This is a genomic window from Candidatus Methylomicrobium oryzae (genome assembly GCF_016745425.1).
GTDB lineage: Bacteria > Pseudomonadota > Gammaproteobacteria > Methylococcales > Methylomonadaceae > Methylomicrobium > Methylomicrobium oryzae.
On record NZ_JAERVK010000004.1, the window covers coordinates 218426 to 237238 of the forward strand.

The 18813-nt window shown below is 52.5% G+C and carries 19 protein-coding genes; 8 read left to right on the forward strand and 11 right to left on the reverse strand.

All coding sequences use genetic code 11. The features are described from left to right. Positions 1 to 73 precede the first annotated feature (73 nt). Positions 74 to 1096 carry a magnesium/cobalt transporter CorA gene (gene corA, locus JJL52_RS06050; protein WP_202051505.1) on the forward strand — a complete coding sequence of 341 codons (1023 nt, stop codon included), beginning with the start codon at positions 74 to 76 and terminating at the stop codon, positions 1094 to 1096. Positions 1097 to 1170: 74 nt separating this feature from the next. Here the strand turns inward: corA and pqqC are convergent, their stop codons facing one another. The 4 genes from pqqC to JJL52_RS06070 all read right to left on the reverse strand — a co-directional run bounded on the left by pqqC (position 1171) and on the right by JJL52_RS06070 (position 3327). Then, a complete protein-coding gene (pqqC, locus tag JJL52_RS06055) occupies positions 1171 to 1902 on the reverse strand; it encodes a pyrroloquinoline-quinone synthase PqqC (protein WP_202051617.1) in 732 nt (243 codons plus the stop codon). A 10-nt stretch (positions 1903 to 1912) separates the two neighbouring features. Beyond that, positions 1913 to 2824: a pyrroloquinoline quinone biosynthesis protein PqqB gene (pqqB, locus tag JJL52_RS06060; protein WP_202051506.1), complete on the reverse strand. Its 912-nt coding sequence runs from the start codon at positions 2822 to 2824 to the stop codon at positions 1913 to 1915. Between the two features lie 114 nt (positions 2825 to 2938). Then, a complete protein-coding gene (pqqA, locus tag JJL52_RS06065) occupies positions 2939 to 3013 on the reverse strand; it encodes a pyrroloquinoline quinone precursor peptide PqqA (protein ID WP_006892363.1) in 75 nt (24 codons plus the stop codon). 44 nt (positions 3014 to 3057) lie between these two features. Next, complete coding sequence (locus tag JJL52_RS06070; protein ID WP_202051507.1) at positions 3058 to 3327, reverse strand: hypothetical protein; 270 nt, start codon at positions 3325 to 3327, stop codon at positions 3058 to 3060. Between the two features lie 42 nt (positions 3328 to 3369). Between JJL52_RS06070 and JJL52_RS06075 the strand changes: the two genes are divergently transcribed. Then, the gene (locus tag JJL52_RS06075; RefSeq protein ID WP_202051508.1) at positions 3370 to 3576 is read left to right on the forward strand and encodes a hypothetical protein; all 207 of its coding nucleotides are present in this window, start codon (positions 3370 to 3372) and stop codon (positions 3574 to 3576) included. Between the two features lie 862 nt (positions 3577 to 4438). Here the strand turns inward: JJL52_RS06075 and JJL52_RS06080 are convergent. The 3 genes from JJL52_RS06080 to JJL52_RS06090 form a co-directional block, all read right to left on the reverse strand. After that, positions 4439 to 5641, reverse strand: coding sequence for an EAL domain-containing response regulator (locus JJL52_RS06080; protein ID WP_202051509.1), 1203 nt, complete (start codon positions 5639 to 5641; stop codon positions 4439 to 4441). Positions 5642 to 5662: 21 nt separating this feature from the next. Then, positions 5663 to 8581, reverse strand: coding sequence for a PAS domain-containing hybrid sensor histidine kinase/response regulator (locus JJL52_RS06085; RefSeq protein ID WP_202051510.1), 2919 nt, complete (start codon positions 8579 to 8581; stop codon positions 5663 to 5665). A gap of 662 nt (positions 8582 to 9243) precedes the next feature. Continuing rightward, positions 9244 to 9999 carry a HesA/MoeB/ThiF family protein gene (locus tag JJL52_RS06090; RefSeq protein ID WP_202051511.1) on the reverse strand — a complete coding sequence of 252 codons (756 nt, stop codon included), beginning with the start codon at positions 9997 to 9999 and terminating at the stop codon, positions 9244 to 9246. A gap of 133 nt (positions 10000 to 10132) precedes the next feature. Here JJL52_RS06090 and groES point away from each other — a divergent pair, with 133 nt between their 5' ends. The 4 genes from groES (at position 10133) to JJL52_RS06110 (ending at position 13531) form a co-directional block, all read left to right on the forward strand. After that, positions 10133 to 10420 (forward strand): co-chaperone GroES, encoded by a 288-nt coding sequence (groES, locus tag JJL52_RS06095; RefSeq protein ID WP_202051512.1) that lies wholly within the window; start codon positions 10133 to 10135, stop codon positions 10418 to 10420. Between the two features lie 51 nt (positions 10421 to 10471). Beyond that, entirely contained in the window at positions 10472 to 12130 is a 1659-nt protein-coding gene (groL, locus tag JJL52_RS06100; RefSeq protein ID WP_202051513.1) for a chaperonin GroEL, read from the forward strand. Positions 12131 to 12183: 53 nt separating this feature from the next. Beyond that, a complete protein-coding gene (locus JJL52_RS21265) occupies positions 12184 to 12372 on the forward strand; it encodes a hypothetical protein (RefSeq protein WP_236994078.1) in 189 nt (62 codons plus the stop codon). A 445-nt stretch (positions 12373 to 12817) separates the two neighbouring features. Continuing rightward, positions 12818 to 13531, forward strand: a complete 714-nt coding sequence (locus JJL52_RS06110; protein ID WP_202051514.1) for a M48 family metallopeptidase — start codon at positions 12818 to 12820, stop codon at positions 13529 to 13531. A 427-nt stretch (positions 13532 to 13958) separates the two neighbouring features. Here JJL52_RS06110 and amoB read toward each other — a convergent pair whose 3' ends face one another. The 3 genes from amoB to amoC all read right to left on the reverse strand — a co-directional run bounded on the left by amoB (position 13959) and on the right by amoC (position 16936). Then, positions 13959 to 15203, reverse strand: coding sequence for a bacterial ammonia monooxygenase, subunit AmoB (amoB, locus tag JJL52_RS06115; protein ID WP_202051515.1), 1245 nt, complete (start codon positions 15201 to 15203; stop codon positions 13959 to 13961). Positions 15204 to 15317: 114 nt separating this feature from the next. After that, positions 15318 to 16061 carry a bacterial ammonia monooxygenase, subunit AmoA gene (gene amoA, locus JJL52_RS06120; RefSeq protein WP_202051516.1) on the reverse strand — a complete coding sequence of 248 codons (744 nt, stop codon included), beginning with the start codon at positions 16059 to 16061 and terminating at the stop codon, positions 15318 to 15320. A 122-nt stretch (positions 16062 to 16183) separates the two neighbouring features. Then, the gene (amoC, locus tag JJL52_RS06125; RefSeq protein WP_202051517.1) at positions 16184 to 16936 is read right to left on the reverse strand and encodes a bacterial ammonia monooxygenase, subunit AmoC; all 753 of its coding nucleotides are present in this window, start codon (positions 16934 to 16936) and stop codon (positions 16184 to 16186) included. A 275-nt stretch (positions 16937 to 17211) separates the two neighbouring features. Here amoC and JJL52_RS06130 point away from each other — a divergent pair, with 275 nt between their 5' ends. Beyond that, positions 17212 to 17661: a hypothetical protein gene (locus tag JJL52_RS06130; protein WP_202051518.1), complete on the forward strand. Its 450-nt coding sequence runs from the start codon at positions 17212 to 17214 to the stop codon at positions 17659 to 17661. A 167-nt stretch (positions 17662 to 17828) separates the two neighbouring features. Here JJL52_RS06130 and JJL52_RS06135 read toward each other — a convergent pair whose 3' ends face one another. Further along, positions 17829 to 18443 (reverse strand): CPBP family intramembrane glutamic endopeptidase, encoded by a 615-nt coding sequence (locus JJL52_RS06135; RefSeq protein WP_202051519.1) that lies wholly within the window; start codon positions 18441 to 18443, stop codon positions 17829 to 17831. A gap of 115 nt (positions 18444 to 18558) precedes the next feature. Here JJL52_RS06135 and JJL52_RS06140 point away from each other — a divergent pair, with 115 nt between their 5' ends. Further along, positions 18559 to 18813, forward strand: a complete 255-nt coding sequence (locus JJL52_RS06140; RefSeq protein WP_202051520.1) for a YcgL domain-containing protein — start codon at positions 18559 to 18561, stop codon at positions 18811 to 18813.

Consider the following 18813-nt stretch of genomic DNA (forward strand, 5'->3'; position numbering starts at 1 on the left):
ACGCGGCATTCTAATGCCGGTCTAACCGCGCTATCATGCTCATCATTCATTAAAGACCCCAGGTACTGACGCTATGGCAAACCCGCCTTTAACTCCGGCATATCCCGAATATGAAAACGATGCCTCGATGATCATGAACTGTGTCGCCTATAAGCACGGCGCGCGGATCGGCACGATTAGCCTCGAAGAGATCAGCAGTGTGCTGGCCGAGGAAGGCACGTTCGTCTGGGCAGGACTTCGCGAACCGGACAAAGCCTTGCTGCTGAAGATCCAGGAAGAATTCGGTCTGCACGAGCTGGCCATCGAGGATGCCTGCACAGCGCACCAGCGCCCGAAACTGGAAGAGTACGGGGACTCCCTGTTTTTGGTTGTACAGACTGCGCAGCTGACCGGGGACAATCGGGTAGCGTTGGGAGAAACCCACTTCTTCATCGGGGCGCGCTTCCTGGTGTCGGTACGCCACTCCTCTACCTTGAGTTATACGAAAGTGCGCGAACGCTGCGAGAATCTGCCCGAAAAATTGGCAAAAGGGCCGGGTTTTGCGCTGTATGCGTTAATGGATTTCATCGTCGACCATTACCTGCCGGTGATGGAAGGCCTGGAAGAAAGGCTGGAACAATTGGAAACCGGTATTTTTAATAAAGATTACCGCGACGAAACCTGCGCCCAGCTCTTCGATCTGAAGCGCGATTTACTGCTGCTGCGTTCCGCCACCCTGCCCTGGCTGGACATTTGCAGCGAATTGATGCGCTTCCATACCCATATCATCCCGAAGGATACGCGCTTTTATTTTCGCGATATTCACGACCACGCGCTGCGCATTCATCAGGCTGCCGACGGTATGCGCGAAATGTTGAACGATGCATTGCAGGTCTATTTAACGATGGCGACGGTGCGCCAAAACGAAGTCGTCAAACGGCTGGCCGGCTGGGGTGCGATTCTGGCGGTACCGACGATGGTGTTCAGCCTGTACGGGATGAATTTCAGGCATATGCCAGAGCTTACCTGGGAGTTTGCCTATCCGGCTACGCTCGGCGTCGTGGTGATCGGCTGTATCTGGCTGTACCGCCGCCTGAAAAGCATCGGCTGGCTGTAAGTTTCTTACAGCCTGCCGCATGCAAGATTGACCTGTCTTCGCATTTAAACTCGCCAGCCGGGCGACGAGCAGAATTACGGCTGGATATTGAAATACGGCGGCATCTTGTGCACGTAGGCCATGTACATCGCATCGGCCATCGTCCACAACACGTCCAGCTTGAATTGCAGAATCTTGATCATCCGCTCCTGCTGTTCGCGTGTCTTATACCAATCCAGCGTAATCTCAAGGCCGTGCTCAACATCGCGGCGGGCTTCGGTCAGACGTTTGCGGAAGTAAATGTAGCCTTCCTTTTCGACCCAGGGATAATGCTCGGGCCAGTTGTCGAGCCGCTGCTGATGGATCTTCGGCGCAAACAGTTCGGTCAGTGAGGAGCTGGCCGCTTCATGCCATTCCGAACGGCGCGCAAAATTGACATAGGCGTCGACTGCGAAACGCACGCCGGGCAGCACATGCTTTTCCGAAACGATTTCCTCGCGCGTCAGACCGACTGCAAGGCCGAGCCGGATCCAGGCTTCGATGCCGCCGGGATCGCCCGGATGACCGTCGTGGTCGAGAATCCGCTGAATCCATTTGGCCCGCGTCTCGCGATCCGGACAATTGGCCAGAATGTTCGCGTCTTTGAGCGGAATACAAACCTGGTAATAATAACGGTTCGCGACCCAGCCCTGAATCTGCTCCCGGGTCAGCTTGCCTTCGTTCATCAGCACGTGATACGGGTGATGGATGTGGTAATACTTTTCCATGCCGCGCAATTGGGCTTCAAATTCTTCTCGGCTCCAGGGCTGCTTGTCGTTCTGGCTCATGTCGTCTCCGTTATAGATCGATTTCCAACCCGTCATACGCGACCTCGATGCCGTTCGCATCAAGGACCTTACGCTGTTCCGAATCCTCGTCCAGAATCGGATTGGTATTGTTGATATGGATCAAAATCTTGCGGGCCTCGCCGATACCGTTCAGCACTTCGATCATGCCGCCCTCGCCGGACTGCGGCAAGTGGCCGATCTCCCGCGCCCGTTTCTGGCTGATCTGTTGCGCGCACATCTCGTCGTCGGTCCAGAAGGTACCGTCGACCATCACGCAGTCGGCCGCCTGCATCGCCGTCAACACATGCGGTTCAATCTCGCCGAGCCCCGGCGAATAAAACAATTGTTTGCCGGTCGAAATCTGCTCGACGATCAGACCGATGTTATCGCCGTCGTGTGGATCGTAGCGGTGCGGCGAATAAGGCGGCGCCTTGCTTTTCAAAGCCTGCGTGTAAAAGCGCAGGTCGTCGATGCCCGGAATCGTGAAGCTGCTCCCATCGGTCGGCACCGGATGGTGGTTAACGGTGCAGTAATGCGCCAGCATATTGAATACCGGAAAGCCGGTGGTAAGGTCCTGGCGGACCATCTCGGTGCAATAGATGTCCAGCGGCTTGCCTTCGCGCAGCATCAGAAGGCCCGTGGTATGGTCGATCTGGCTGTCGATCAGCAAAATCGCCCTGATGCCGGTATCGCGGACACCCTGTTGCGGCTGAATCGCCGGAAACGCTTCCAGCTGCGCGCGGATATCCGGCGACGCATTGATCAAGAGCCAGTTGCGGTTGTCGGTACTGACCGCGATCGACGATTGAGTTCGGGCCTTGCCGTTCATTTCGCCGCGGCGAATCCTCCGGCAGTTGTTGCAGTTGCAATTCCATTGCGGAAAACCGCCGCCCGCACCGGCACCGAGAACTCTGACTTTCATGAGGTGAGATAATCCTGCTCTTACGGAAAAATGCCCATACTATAAGGGAATCCAGATCGCCAGGCAAAAAAAAGGGGACCTTGCGATCCCCTTTTGACCAGACCTAACAACCGATTAACGGTTGTAGATGTACATGGTGACTTCAAAACCGAAACGCAGATCGGTATAGCTTGGTGTTTCCCATTTCATAGCAGTAACCTCCAGAAGTTATTTGTGTTTATATGCCAGCTTGATCAAGTAAGCCAAGCCGAAGTATACGACGAATCTCTAGGCCAACGCAACATTATTGCCCGGTCCCGAATGCCGATCGTTTCAAGCCTTTCGCTCGGTTTTCCCGGCAATTTTGTCAAGCCATTGAGAGGACGCGCGAAAAGGCGGCCAAGTTCCTTCGATTTTTTGCCCGCCGCCGGTTCGTGCCCTTGAAAAAAGGCGCCAAAGCCGCGCGCGGAGAGTGGGCTTATGGGTGTTTTTTTAATACGGAAAAGAGTATGATCTTTTTTCACCTGATTTTCGAATATAACTAAAAAAATTCATGAGGAGGCGATATGGGTGAAGTTACCGAACTTTTTCTGGTCATGCTGGTACTCGCGGCGGGCGCGTTTGCGCCACTCGGCTATTTTATCTATAAATTTTCGCAAACCAATGCGAAACCCTTCGGCGAAACCGAACCGCATGGCGATAGCCCTTCGGTGATCAACGATTTTGCCGAAAAGGCCATCGGCCTGATCAAAGGCCTTGTCCGAGGAAAATAACAGCCGCCACTGCCTTAACGGCATTTTCAACAATCGTAACCTGCTTGCGAACCAAACCCGCCGGGTGTTTCGCTACCCGGCGGGTACCGTACGGCAAGTTTACGGAAAAAGCGGCTTAGGATGTGGCTAAAAATAACCTCCCGGCATGCCGCCTGATCCGTTCCCATACGCGGCACGCGTCATGAGACACCTCGTAGGACGGCCCCGGGGTAGAGACGTTCTTTAAATACATAACCACCCGTTGTAGGGTACGCTGTGCGTACCATGGGAGGGGGTGAAAAGGTACGCACTCGGCAACTGCTCCCTGCGTTGCTCTAACTCCTGCCTCCCTGTAGTCGTCGGCAATGGCTCTGTCCATAGACCCCCCTTGTGGTGGCATTGCTCTCGATCGCGTGTTCCCGACGCGATCTATCTTCCCCCTCCGTGGGGTCGTCGATCGCGTGTTCCCGACGCGATCTATCTTTCCCCTCCGTGGGGTCGTCGATCGCGTGTTCCCGACGCGCTCTACCTTGTCTTCCCTTGGGCTCGTACCGCCTGCATGAATGCCATGGAGGGCGCGAATGCAGCGATTGCACGACGGCTGGGATGCAGGAGGGAGGACAACGCAGGGAGCAGTTGTCGACGACGGCAGGGAGGCAGGAGGTAGGGCAACGCAGGGAGCAGTTGCCGACGACGGCAGGGAGGCAGGAGTTAGAGCAACGCAGGGAGCAGTTGCCGAGTGCGTACCTTTTCACCCCCTCCCATGGTACGCACAGCGTACCCTACAGCTTAGCTCCCGACGGCATTTCCTCGTCCTCGCCGGAAACTCCATCAAGTATGCCGAACCGAAATCGCCCGGCAGGCGGCAGCCCTTCATTCCGATTCAGGAAATCCCGAAGCTTCCGCAGAACTCGAGCAGGGACTCCAGATTCATCGGCTTGGCGATAAAATAGCCTTGCGCCAGATCGCACCTCATCGCCTTGAGCGCACTCCAGTCCCGCTCGGTCTCGACGCCCTCGGCGGTGCACTTGATGCGGAGCTTGTGCGCCAGATCGATGCTCGATTGCACTATGATGCGTAGCGACTCATTATCGGAAAAGCTCCTCACGAAGGTCTGATCGATTTTCAGCTCGCTGAAAGCGATGCGCGAAATCTGCTGCATGCTCGAATAACCGGTGCCGTAATCGTCTATCGACAGCCCGAACCCGCGCATGCGCAGCCGCGCCAGATTTTCCAGCGCGTGTGCCACATCGGTCATAGCCGCGGTTTCGGTCACCTCCAGAATAAAGTAACGGGGATCGACAGCCGCCTCGTGCATGACCTGGGTAATCCGGTTCGCCAGCGCCGTATCGGTCAACGAAGTCAGGGAAATATTGACAGCCATACTCAGCTTATGGCCGCTTTCATGCAATTGCCGACAAGCGGATGCGGCTTTTTTCAAGATAGTGAAGGTCAAGTCGTCGAGTTTGCCGTTACGCTCGAGTACTGCGATAAACGCATAGGGCCCGATCACGCCATGCTCCGGATGGATCCAGCGGGCCAGTGCCTCCACACCTTTGATTTGGCCGCTGGCGATGTTTACTTTCGGCTGGTAAAACGGCTCGAACTGATTTTTCCGCAGACCGTCCAGAATATCTTCCAAAGTAAAACTTGCCGGCCCAGAGGGCGCCACCCTCTCCTGTTTCGGCCAGACGGCCTCATGCTGGGCTATCAGCGTTTGCAGGCGAGACCGGGTTACTGGTTTTTCTATCGCGCCCAGCAATCGGATTCCGTAGGCACGCGCCATTTCCTCCACCGAAGCGATTAAGGCGGAATCCAAGGCGCTCATGATGATCAGCGAAATATCGGCGTAATGACTCCCCATATGTCGGAAATATTCCATCCCATCCATTTCCGGCATTTCCAGGTCGCTGAGCACAATGTCGACCGCAGGCGCGGATTGCGCCTGCAAAATCTCCAGCGCCTGTTTACCGTCTCCCGCCTGCCGTACCGACTTCGCCCCCATGGACAACAGCATGTCGGCCAGCGTTTCGCGTTGGAAGTCGTCATCCTCGACTACGAGAAAATGCAATTCATCCGGCTTCATCATCTTTCCTTAAAAACATGTTCATTCGGCATCGATCAATCCCGCGACATAACTTTCAATCTTGCCCGCCGCATCCGTCAGGATGTGAATCCCAAGGCCAGCGGCATCGAAATCGTTCCGCTTCGCGGCTTGCTCGATGACGGCGCAGGCATTCGCGAGTTCGAGCGCCCCCACCATTCGACTGGCGCCTTTGATACGGTGCGCCATGAGCGCCACCCCGGCCATATTCCCTTCCCTAAAATGCACCTGCAATTGCTCGCGATCATGGCGCTGATGAAGCTCGAATTTGCGCAGCAGGGCGATCTGCCCTGCCCTATTCGGGACGGTATCGGCAAGCGCGGAAAAATCGACAGGCGTATCGCCCTCTTGCGGGGCGTCTTCAAAAGATGCCGTTCCTTCGGCCAGGGTATGCCCTTGAAGCCTCTGCAAGAGCATCTCCCGTAACGCACGCAGATTGGTCGGCTTGACCATGACTTCATCCATGCCGGCGGCACGGCAGCGTTCGCTCTCCTCGCCCAGGGCATTTGCCGTACAGGCTATAATCGGTATGCGTGGACGCGACTCCCGAAATTCGGCCTTACGGACGGCACGTGCAAGCTCATAGCCGTCCATGTTCGGCATATGGCAGTCGGTGATAATCGCGTCGATCTGGCGGCTCCGCCAAATCGCCAAGGCGGCTTCTCCGTCTTGAGCTGCTTCGGCGCGCAACCCCAAAATTTCGATCTGCCGAACCAGGAGCGCAAGATTAACGGGATGGTCATCGACGGCCAGCACGACCGGGGCACTGGCCGCATCCGCAGCCAGCGGTTCGACGGCCAACCCCCCAGCCTCCTGGGCGAGTTGTTGTACCGGCAGGCTCTCGGTCAAAGGCAGGATCAGCGTCAGACTGAAAGTCGAGCCTTGTCCCGGCTCGCTTTCCAGGTCGAGATGGGCATTCATCATTTCGGCGAGGCGCTTACAGATCGCCAGACCGAGCCCGGTACCCCCGTACATCCGGGCCGTACTCTCCCCTGCCTGAGCATAAAGCTGAAACAGGCGGGCCTTTTGCGCCTGATCGATGCCGATGCCGGTATCCCTGACCGAAAAACGTATTTTTTGAGCGCCGTCGAATTGTTCGAGCAATTCGGCGCGTATTTGAACCGAGCCATCCGTGGTGAACTTGATTGCGTTACTGAGCAGATTGTTCAGGATTTGCGAGAGCCTCAGGGAATCGACAAGATGCGCCGGACCGATCCGCTCATCGACGTCATGTTGCAGGATCAGTTTCTTCGCGCTGGCCACATGCGCATAGGTATTCACCACATCCTGCGCGAGCTGAGCGATTGAAGTCGCCTGCACCGAGAGCCCAAGCTTACCGGCTTCGATTTTCGACCAGTCGAGAATGTCGCTCAGAATCCGCAACAGGCTGTGCCCGGAATCGCGGGCCGATTGCAACGTTTTTTTCTGCTCCTTGTCGAGCGGCGTAAGAGCGAGCAGCTCCAGCATGCCCAACAGGCCGCTAAGCGGCGTGCGGATTTCATGGCTCATGGTCGCCAGGAACGAGTCTTTTGCGCGGTTGGCGAATTCGGCTTTTTCCTTCGCCTGCTGCAGCTGCGCTTCGGTTTCTTTGCGTTGGGTAATGTCGCGCACGATGCCGATGAACCGGCGCCCGACATCCAGCCACATTTCGCTGACTTTCAGGTCGAGCGGAAAGACGCCGCCATTTTTACGGTGCCCGTGGACTTCGCGAACTCGCTCTATGATACGCACTTCCCCGGTAGCGAGATAGCGCTGCAAATAGGTGTCGTGTTCATTACGGTAGGGCGGCGGCATCAACATTTTGATGTTTCGTCCGATGAGTTCGTCGCGCGCGTATCCGAACATGCGCTCGACGGCAGGATTTACCGTTTCGACGATGCCCCTTTCATCGATCGTAATAATGCCGTCAGCCATATTGTTGAGAATGGTCTGAATATGGATAGCACTGTCGCGCAAGGCCTTCTGCGTAGCATATTCTTCAGTGACATCACGAAAAACCAGCACGGCACCGATTACCTCGCCGTCCCGGCTGCGAATCGGTGCGCAATTGTCGGCAATCGAACGCTCGGTACCGTCACGGGCAATCAGCACCGTATGATTCGCCAATCCCCGAACCGCACCCTTCGCCAAGACTTCGATTACCGGAATCGCCATCCGCTGGCGCGTTTCCTGATTGACAATATGAAAGATCTCGGCAACCGGACGGCCTATGGCTTCCCTACGCTGCCAGCCCGTCAGCTGCTCGGCTCTAGGATTCAAACGCGTCACCCGCCCCGCCGCATCGGTCGTCAATACGGCGTCGCCGATCGAGTTCAACGTAACAAAGAGGTTTTCCTCGCTAATACGCAGACTTTCGTTCGCCCTGGCCGTCTCCTGCGCACGCAGGTAGACTTCAGCCTCCATTTTTTTCATCCGCTCGCGCAGTTCTTCGGTGAGCTCGCTTTGTTCAATACCCTGCTGCTTCAGCCGGACAAACTCGGTCACATCTTCGACCCGGTGAATAATATAGGCAAGCGTGCCGTCGGCATCGAAAACGGGAGAATTCAGCGGACTCCAGTAACGTTCCTCGAACTCGCCGCCTTCCGCTTCCGGCTTGCGAATGTCGTATTTTTGAATGGCCATCGCATGGGCTTTTCCGGTATGCCGCACGGATAGCAAGGAAGCCTGAAGATTGCGCACGCCATCGGCGGACGGATCGTTAGGATTATCGGGAAAAACGTCGAAAATGCCGCAGCCGATAATTTCTTCCCGCCGGGTCATGGTGGCGTGCGCATAGTCATCACTGACCGCAACGATATTGAAATCGTAATCCAGCACAAGATACAAGCCTGGCAGGGATTCGAAGAGCACTCGAAAATCCGGTTCCTGCGCCACTTTGGCGTTCCGTTGAATCGAAAGTTCTCCGTCCCCGATCTTAATCATGAGCGCCGGCTCCGCAAACCGAATCCTGACAACGGACTCCCGGTACTTTCTACAACCATATTCGCCCCCCGGCGGGCAAATGCCCGGCATGAATCGGGAAAACTAAACGAAAGTGATGAGGAAACTCTATCATTGAGGCAGAGGAGCAGGCAGACCTGCCGCCGATTTTCAAAAATAATTATCCATATGAGATCATACCGGAACCATAGTATTTACAAGCGTATGAGAGCGGCCGACAAAAACTTCGATTTAACGTCTTGCATTCTACCGAAAATATCTTCAATAGCGCAGCAGACATTCGGAACTTCCACAAGAATTCCGTCGTGTCTGTCGCCGGGATGCAGGCGACTCTTTTTAAACATTTTTCTTTTATCCCGGCCACTTGCCGAGCATCTTTAATTTAAAAAACCATCACAGATAATAATGCCCGTCCAGATTGCCCATGTGCTGCCCCGCCGCCTCTTTATGGGGTAGCGTCAGTCAATTCGCTAGTTCTATTAGTATCCCATGCTCAATACCGTGTCAAGTCGTCTTTTTTGAAGCGCCGAAAAAATCCGGTAAATACATGACTTCTACCCCTTATTCGGCCAGCAAATTCGAACACCGCTGGTTTTTCCCCGTTAGTCTCAGCCTCGCGAAACCTGTCCGCATCGTTCAAAATATCAACTCGAAGCGCCTCTGCCGCAAGCAGGACATTTCGGATTTTTCCTGAATCGCATCGTGTTGAACTCCATCGTCAGCCCGTCCAGCAATAGCAGCCGACCGGTCAATGTTTCGCCAATGTCTGTGATCAACTTCATCGTCTCCATCGCCTGGATGGCGCCGATGATTCCCGTTACCGGCGCTATGACGCCGTTTGTTGCACAATTGAGCGGTTCGTCGCCGTCCATCCGGTAGAGGCAGTTATAACAAGGGCTGTCGCCTTTGCCCGGCGTAAATACCGCGACCTGTCCCTCGAAACGGATTGCGGCTCCCGACACCAGCGGCGTTTGATGTTTGACGCATGCCCGATTGATCGCAAAACGCGTCGCGAAATTGTCGCTGCAGTCGAGCACCACATCCGCAGCTTCGACTTCCTCATCCAGTTCCTCACCGGCGAGCCGCCGCTTGATCGCCCGGACATCCACATCGGGATTCAGGCGGCTCAAAGTCTGCCGGGTTGAAATGACTTTCGCGATCCCTATATCGTCGGTGTAATGCGCAATTTGCCTTTGCAAATTGGACAAGTCGACATCGTCATGATCAAAAATCGCCAGATGACCGACGCCCGCCGCCGCCAGATAAATCGAAGCGGGCGAGCCGAGCCCGCCGGCGCCGACGATCAGCACCTTGGCGGCAAGCAGCTTCTGCTGACCTTCAATGTCGACCTGCGGCAGCATGATTTGCCGGCTGTAGCGGAGGAGTTGGTTGTCATTCATGAGTCATACGAATCGGCTAAGGTAAGGGGATAATGCCAAAGAACTTGACAGACTGCAAAACCTGTTTATTATTAGCACTCATTAAACGCGAGTGCTAATAAATTTTTTACCTTTAATTTTTCAGGAGAGATTAATGAAAATACGTCCGTTACACGACAGAGTGATAGTCAAACGCGTTGAAGAAGAAACCAAAACCGCAGGCGGCATCGTGCTGCCGGGTTCTGCCGCCGAAAAGCCGAGCCAAGGCGTCATCCTGGCGGTCGGCACCGGCAAAGCGCTCGACAATGGTGAAGTGCGTCCGCTGGAAGTCAAGGTCGGCGACAAAGTCTTGTTCGGTAAATATTCCGGCAATGAAGTCAAGATCGACGGCGAGGAACTTATCGTGATGCGCGAAGACGACATCATGGGTGTGCTGGGCTAAGCCTCCCCGTCACGCAATCACAACCATCAACATATTGGATTAGGAATTAAAATGGCAGCTAAAGACGTATATTTTGGCGATGACGCGCGCAGCCGGATGGCGAAAGGCGTCAATATTCTGGCAAACGCGGTCAAGGTTACCCTGGGCCCCAAAGGCCGCAACGCAATTCTGGACAAAAGCTTCGGCGCGCCGACCATTACTAAGGACGGCGTATCCGTTGCGAAAGAAATCGAATTGAAAGACAAATTCGAAAACATGGGCGCGCAGATGGTGAAGGAAGTGGCCTCTCACACCTCCGACGTAGCCGGCGACGGCACCACTACTGCGACCGTTCTGGCGCAGGCGATCGTCAACGAGGGCTTAAAAGCGGTTGCGGCCGGCATGAACCCGATGGACCTGAAACGCGGCATCGATCTGGCCGTCACCAAGGCAGTCGATGCGATCGTGGCCTCTGCCACTCCTTGCACCGACAATAAAGCAATCGCGCAGGTCGGCACGATCTCTGCCAACTCGGATGAGTCGGTCGGCAACATCATCGCCGAAGCGATGGAAAAAGTCGGCAAGGAAGGCGTGATTACCGTCGAAGAAGGTTCCGGCCTCGACAACCAACTGGATGTCGTCGAAGGCATGCAGTTCGACCGCGGCTACTTGTCTCCTTACTTCATCAACAAGCAAGACAGCATGAGCGTCGAACTGGATGATCCACTGATCCTGATCTACGAAAAGAAGATTTCGAACATCCGCGAAATGCTGCCGATCCTGGAAGCAGTTGCCAAGCAAGGCCGTCCGTTGCTGATCATCGCCGAAGACGTCGAAGGCGAAGCGCTGGCGACACTGGTCGTGAACACGATCCGCGGCATCGTCAAAGTCGCTGCGGTTAAGGCACCCGGTTTCGGCGATCGCCGCAAAGCAATGCTGGAAGACATCGCGGTACTGACCGGCGGCACCGTAATTGCGGAAGAAGTCGGTCTGTCGCTCGAAAAAGCTGAACTGTCAATGCTGGGTACTGCGAAGAAAGTTCAGGTTTCCAAAGAGAACACCACCATTATCGACGGCGCCGGCTCCGAAGACAAGATCAAGGGCCGCGTCGCGCAAATCCGCGCACAAGCCGAGGAAGCGACTTCCGACTACGACAAGGAAAAGCTGCAGGAACGTCTGGCCAAACTGGCCGGCGGCGTTGCGGTAATCAAGGTCGGTGCGGCCACCGAAATCGAAATGAAGGAAAAGAAAGCCCGCGTCGAAGACGCTCTGCATTCCACTCGCGCGGCGGTTGAAGAAGGCGTCGTCGCCGGCGGCGGCACCGCGCTGGTACGTGCGATTTCCGCCCTGGAAAATCTGGAAGGAGCGAACCATGACCAAACGGTCGGCATCAATATCCTGCGTCGTGCGGTCGAAGAGCCTCTGCGTCAGATCGTTGCAAACGCCGGCGACGAACCATCCGTCGTTTTCAACGAAGTCAAGAAAGGCTCCGGCAGCTTCGGTTACAATGCGGCAACCGGCCAATACGGCGACATGATCGAAATGGGTATTTTGGACCCTGCTAAAGTCACCCGCACCGCGCTGCAAAATGCGGCTTCGGTTGCCGGCCTGATGCTGACCACAGAAGTGATGATCGCCGATGCACCGGCCGACAACAAAGCCGGCGGCATGCCGGATATGGGCGGCATGGGCGGCATGGGCGGCATGGGTGGAATGGGCGGCATGATGTAATTGCCCTGCCTGAATAAAGCCTTTTCGCTTTAAATCCTAAGCCCCGACTGAATATGAATTCAGCCGGGGCTTTTTTCTTTGCAATAGCATGCAATGCGCTAGGCTGGATTGAATGGACCAACGAAATGCTGCTTCAGGTAAAGGCTAAGCATGATGGTCGAGCCGAACGCCGCCTGATCGAATGGCAAAACTTGCTACGTTCCGCTAAAAATCTGTCCAAGAAGGACAATCTTAAAAATTAATGATTTTTTAGTCTGAATTCGTTGTTTGTTGACGATATAATACATGGGAAAGAGGGAGATATAGTGAAGACGCCTTTAGAGTTTCTCGCGGCGGGCGACGGCGATTGCTGGGGATTTCGCGATCGCCAAATTCTTTACACTAAAAGAACTCGGCGTCGATGAAAATATAATGCGCATCACATATTGTTAAAGCGTTACGACTGAATCAGGCCTATATGGTCTTAATATTTCAAAACGCCAGACGGTTTCGGAAGTGCTCGATAACTTGATCCCCGACATCAGACCGGCGACGCAATTTTCGGACTTATTGCCGGTTTACAGCTTTAACGGTATGGGTTTATGAATTGTCAAATCCCGGAATGCCGGCAAATACGTAGGCAATTCGGATCGGCTAAACGTGTAAACGATCTCAAACTCAGAATGCTTAAGAATCCTTTTTAGTCCGATGGAACCCCTGCCGTACCAGATCAAGCGTACGCTGAGAGCGTCTAGAACCCGAATCGTCGTCACCGCCGAAAAAATTGAAGTGATCGCACCGCCTGATGTTTCGGACGAGGCCCTGCACCAGTTCGTTAAAGAAAAGTGGCATTGGATTACTGCCACGATGCAAAGGCTAAAAGCCCGTAAGGCGCATATTCAAAGCCTCGCGCCCGAAACTTATCATCATGGTGCTCCCGTTCCTTATCAAGGAAAAACCTATCCTTTGTCTTTGGCGCCGACAAAATTGAAAAGCATCAAGATCGAGTATACCGATGTATTCAAGGCACACATCCCTCATACACAATGGGAGACAGTCAACAGCGAGGAAATCCGCTCCGCCATTATCGGGTGGATGAAGCAGAACGTCAAAATCACCGTAGAACAGCTGGTACTTCAGCACGGCCCCAAACATCGGCTTTTCCCGAAATCGATTACCATCAAATCCCAAAGATCGCGCTGGGGCAGCTGCGGCATTCATAACGACATCACCATTAACTGGCTTCTGGCGCTAGCTCCGCTCGAGATTCTGGAATATGTCGTTGTCCACGAACTATGTCACATCAAAGAAAAAAATCATTCGAAGCATTTTTGGTCACTCGTCGCCCAACATCTTCCAAATTATCGCAGCGCGCGGTTATGGCTTAAACAGCATGGCCAAGTGCTGATGCTTGGCTTATAAAGTATCGCGGATCATTTTGCTACCGTCCCGCGATCGCGGCATGATTTTACTCAGAAGCTGTTCGGAAATTCCTTCTTCAAACCTGTAAATACAACCTCACATGTCATGGCGATGTAAATCCAAATCTCGTCTGTGTGGGTGAGACGCTCACTGCTTTTGCTGAGGCGACGCGAATTATTTAGCTGAAGGCGCGTCTGACCATCCCTGGGCGCACTGCTAGATGAGATTCAGGCCGAGGAATGCCAAAACTATTTCAAAAATGCGAGCTATGCTTCTCATTAATAGAGAATTGCTCTAATAAATGTTCTAGCCTTTCCTATAGCCCAATTCTGTATTTTTTCCCATAAAAAAACCCCCGCAACTGCATGAATTGCGGGGGTTTAATTTGTTAACGATTTATTATTGTTATTGGATCAACAATCTTCGATTAGATGAAGGTTGGGATCAGAGGACCGTCGATTTGGACCAGTTGCTTGTTGCCATTTTCGTCGTGGAAGAACAGCAAGCCAGCGAAACGGCTATCTGGGTCATAGATCAAGTCAGCCAGACGATATACTTCCCAAGCTGCGTCAGACGCAGTAACTTGGATAGTTCTGGTTTGGCCTGGAGCCAGTGGGCTGTTGTCGCTGACAGTCAGACCTTCTGGAGCCAACAAGTCATCTGGGTAGCCAGTGGTGTCTTCAGTTACGTTAGCATCCAAGAAACGAACGCCAGCAGTGTTGAATTCACCCAAACGGATCGCAGAGTCACCGTTGTTGGTTACAGTCAGAGTCATGTTCATTGAACGGCCTGGTACACGGTAGGTAGCGTCGTCAATTTTAACGCTAACAGTTGGTGTAGGCAGATCAAGAGGCTTCATACCACGCAACAAACCTGCTTGCAGAGGAGTGGTGATAGGATACTCAGAGTTGGTTTGTGCCATAGTGAAAGCAACGATACCGATCGCGCCAGCACCGAAAGCCAAAGCAACCTTTCTGTCAGTTGCAGTGATCAGAGTGTCACCTTTACCAGCGTCCATAGCGATTTGACGTGGAACGAACATTGGCTTCTTCATCCAGTAAACCATCCAAGCCACACCGAAAGCATACCAGAAAGCATGCCAGAAGTAGGTGTTGCTCAGGTTATAGGTTTCCAGATCAACAGTTTGGCCAGTCAAAGTGGTGATTGGGTTGGTGAATTGGCTCATAGAACCTTCAACAGTTACCCATTTGCCAGGACCGATGATTGGACCACCGCCTTCAACGTTCATCATAGTGTGAACGTGCCAGTCGCCTGGACGGCGTGCTTTCAACAGAACTTTGAACTCATAGGTTTCGCCCAGTTCCAGAGAAACCGAACGTGGAACCAATTGACCACCGATCCAAGATCCAGCACGGATAAATACTGGGCCTGGAATACCGATGTTCAAGAAAGCGCTTTCTGGCTTGTCAACAGTTTCCGGCCAACCTGAGAATACCAGGAATTTACCAGAAATCGTCATCGTGTCGTTGACTTTAACAACTTCTTTTGACCAGTTCAGATCGTACCAGTGAATAGTACGCATACGCATGAAAGCCGCTTGAGACTTTTCACCGTGTGCGGATGCCGCTGGCGTATAGAACATGGCTGCTGCAACTGTCAGCAACAGTGCGACAAAGGACAACTTTGCTACCTTGTCTTTAATTAACTTCATATATCCTCCTCTAATAATAGAGAATCTATTTATTCTTGAGTATCCAGTCGATAAATTGTTCATTTATCTACTAGCCATTTATTTATTGTGTTACTAGCTCAGAATCCAAAAGGATTAGGTGCTTTGGGTAAATGCGGTGCTGCCGAACCATTTACCGAAGAAGTGCCACAAGAAGTAGATGATGATACTCACGAAACCAGAGAAGAATGCAGATACTGGAGCTACGTCCTTACCGAAAGTTCTCAGAGTACCTTTTTCAACCATCCGGATGTATTCTGGAGTACCAGTTCTTACGTAGTGGTAACCTTGCAAGTCAGCCAGGGTCATTACCATGCCGTTGTATTCAACTGGCACGTGCAATGGTGCGATGACAGGCCAGTTGCCAGGATAGAACAACAGACCGTAAGCCAAGCCGCCCAGAACAGCAGTCAACTGCATGCTGTTAGACAGCATCAGAATGACGTCCAGAACGATTGCGCCTGGAACGAACTGTGATGGGAATACAAAGTTAACTGGGAAGTAAGTCCATCCCCAGAAGTTGAAGTATCTGTTAACCCATTCGCCGAACAACAGACCGAGAACGGCCAGCATTGCACCGAATGGCAGTTTCCAGCGATACCAAAGAACTGCTTGAACAGCAGCTGGGAATGTAATACCGACGATTGGCAATACAGTAACCCACAGACGACGGTCTTTCCAGTCAGTCCAGAAATCCCAGTCACCACCAGTCAACATGAAGTGAACGTGGTAGCCACCAAGAATGATGAAAAACAAAGTGAAGCAGATCATCCAGTCGAACGTGCGTGAAACTTTTACAGCTTCGGCACGTGAACGTACAGCTGATTGAGATGCGCTCATTAGCTTACCTCCTAAAGGGTTTAAAATTATTTTTATTTCTATCTTCTCTTTGCCGTTTCGCCCATTTGGAACATGAGCGAAACAGCCAGGAGATAGTTATTTAAGGCTTTTAACCTAAGCGATTAAGCCAGGTCTTTCTTCAGCAATTTTGTAATTGCTTGAACTTCGATGCTCAGAACGCCCAGTGCACCCAGAGCGGCCCATCCGAAGAATACGAAGCCGTAGTGCAGAGGAGCAACGAACAACTCTTCCATGAACCAGAAAGTGTGACCCCACTCGTTCAAACCAACGTTTGGCAGAATCATGAATGGACCAACAACAGATACCATGTATTGAATGGAGAAACCATTGGCATAAGTAGGCAGTCTGGTTTTTGCGTACAGCAAAGAAGCACCACCGGTGATGATGTAGATTGGGTAGCTCAGATAGAACTCGATAATGTGACTTGGAGTGAAGTCAGTATCGCGAACGATCGTTTGGTGCCAAGTGCCATCTTGCTCGGTGAAGTAGCTAGCGCCGAAGTAAATTGCAACAGAGTAGCAAACCAACCAAGTCCAGTGAGTGAAGTGTCTTCTCAGCTCTTCTCTTGGAGTGATTGACATGACTTTACGGTCACGGGTCTTCCAGATGTAGCCCCACAGGATACCTGCAGTGGATACTTCCAATACGAATTCGATATACAGGAAGTTCATCCAGTATGTTTCGAACTCAGGCGCGAAAGAGTCAAGACCAGCGGACCAGCCATAAACACCTTCGTACCAACGAACCCAAGCGTAGAACACGTTGTACAGTGCGACGCCCAGGAACAGATTTCTTTTATTTAACAGCGGTGCTTCCGCAGCATCAGCTTTCACTGATTCAGTTGTAGCTGCCATTTCTACCTCCTAAAAATTTAACAATCCCCAGCTATTCGGCCGGGAGTTTCTTGTTCAACTCCATTTCCACATTCACTGGCTTTTGACCAGGAATCGCACCGAGTCCAGTTCGGTGAGCGGTCAGTTTACCAGCTCGAAGCACCTTGTCAAGACAAAAAATATTTTCGTCAAAAAAATCGCTCCGAGCTCAAACCGGCCGGTATACTAGCGTACGCTTAATGTATTGATTTCTGATACAATTGCGATGATTAAACTAACCATTGGCACTTCCATTCATGAACAATTTTTTTAAAAAACATCCTTTCATTCTACTCTTAGGCGGTCTTGGCTTATTGATTGTATTTCAAAGAGAAGCGGTCATGCCTCTCGTAACCGAAGTCATCAAATCCGATGCCTTTTTAGTCGACAGCAAAGACCAGGGCAGCCAGCTCCCCATCTCCACAGAGATGACAGCGATTGCATTTAACCATTGTAATAATTACATCAAGTCGGAGCTCGATTCCGACATTTCCGTGACATTTACGAACAAGCCGATCAAGGCCTGGAGCTTGGGCAATTACCAATTTCTGATTAACGCCGACATTAATATCGCTGACGAATCGGGCAATATGGCCACGAAAAGATATGTTTGCCGGATCACCTATGACAAGGGGGACGACCAGGAAGGCGTCCTCGACTTTGACAATTGGACGATGGTAGGCCTCTCCGGTATTGATGAGATCTAACAGGACAGCCATTCATATTTTTAGCGGCGATTGCCAATTGAATCGGCAATTGGTGGTATGGATTGCCGCCCAGAGCCAGCCCAGCTACCGGGCGTAAAAAGAAACGAATGCAGGTCAGATAAGTGAGCGCCAGGGAAGGCAGCTCAACTAGCCATCCACAGACTCCTTCACGGCTTATCGCCGGACTTCTGCCTCGTTTGATTCAATTGATAAGCCTTTATCAAAGCCAAAAATGCCCAGAAATCATACAGTGCATGAATCACTACCGGCGTGAGCAGATTCCGCTCCGCCCCGTAATCCATCGATAAACTCAGATAGATCCCTATCAAAAACGCGAGCAAGGTATAAAGCGGTGTAACCGCGTGCGCCAGACCGAACAAAACGTTGCAGCCGACCAAACCCGCACGCATTCCCAAGACTGCCTCCAGCCACGGTTGAATCAGACCTCGGAAAAGAATTTCCTCCGACAACCCCGCTATCGCGGCGAGCATCAGCAAATCGGCCCAGTGCCGCCGATGCAGGCTGGGTCCCAGCGTTTCGAGCAATAACCGCCTGATTTTTTGAAACGCCTCTTCCTGCCTCAGTTCCGCCAGATGAAACAACACTATCATCGGCGCTGTGCCGATAATTCCGTATAAAATCGCGGCCTCGGACAAAAACAACTTTGCAAACGGGTTGATGTCGGCTATCCAGCCCAGAATAAGAGCGACCAGGATGAGCGAAGCCTCGAAACAGCAGGCCTTGAGAAAAAAATCCCGAGATTTGAAAGCGGATTGATTCATCGAAGGAGAGAAGGAATAATAGTGGGCCAACTTCCAGCTATCGCTTGCTTCGGCTCGACGCAACCGAGCCGTAAACTTCGCTGCATACCTTTCGCATCCTTACTTTACTTTAAATATGCACTGTTTTATCTATAAAAGCCTCCAAAAACAAGACCTTTATTTGTTTCTCCGAAACCAGGACGATTTCTCCTGCCTGCCGGAAGCCTTAAAAGCCTCCTTGGGCAGAATGGAATTCGTTTTCAGCTTGGAAATCACGTCGGAACGGAAACTTGCAAACGCCGATCCGGTTTCGGTGATCAACAATCTGAATGAGCGGGGCTATTTCCTGCAATTGCCACCGGTACTGGCCGCGCCCACAACTTTACAGTAA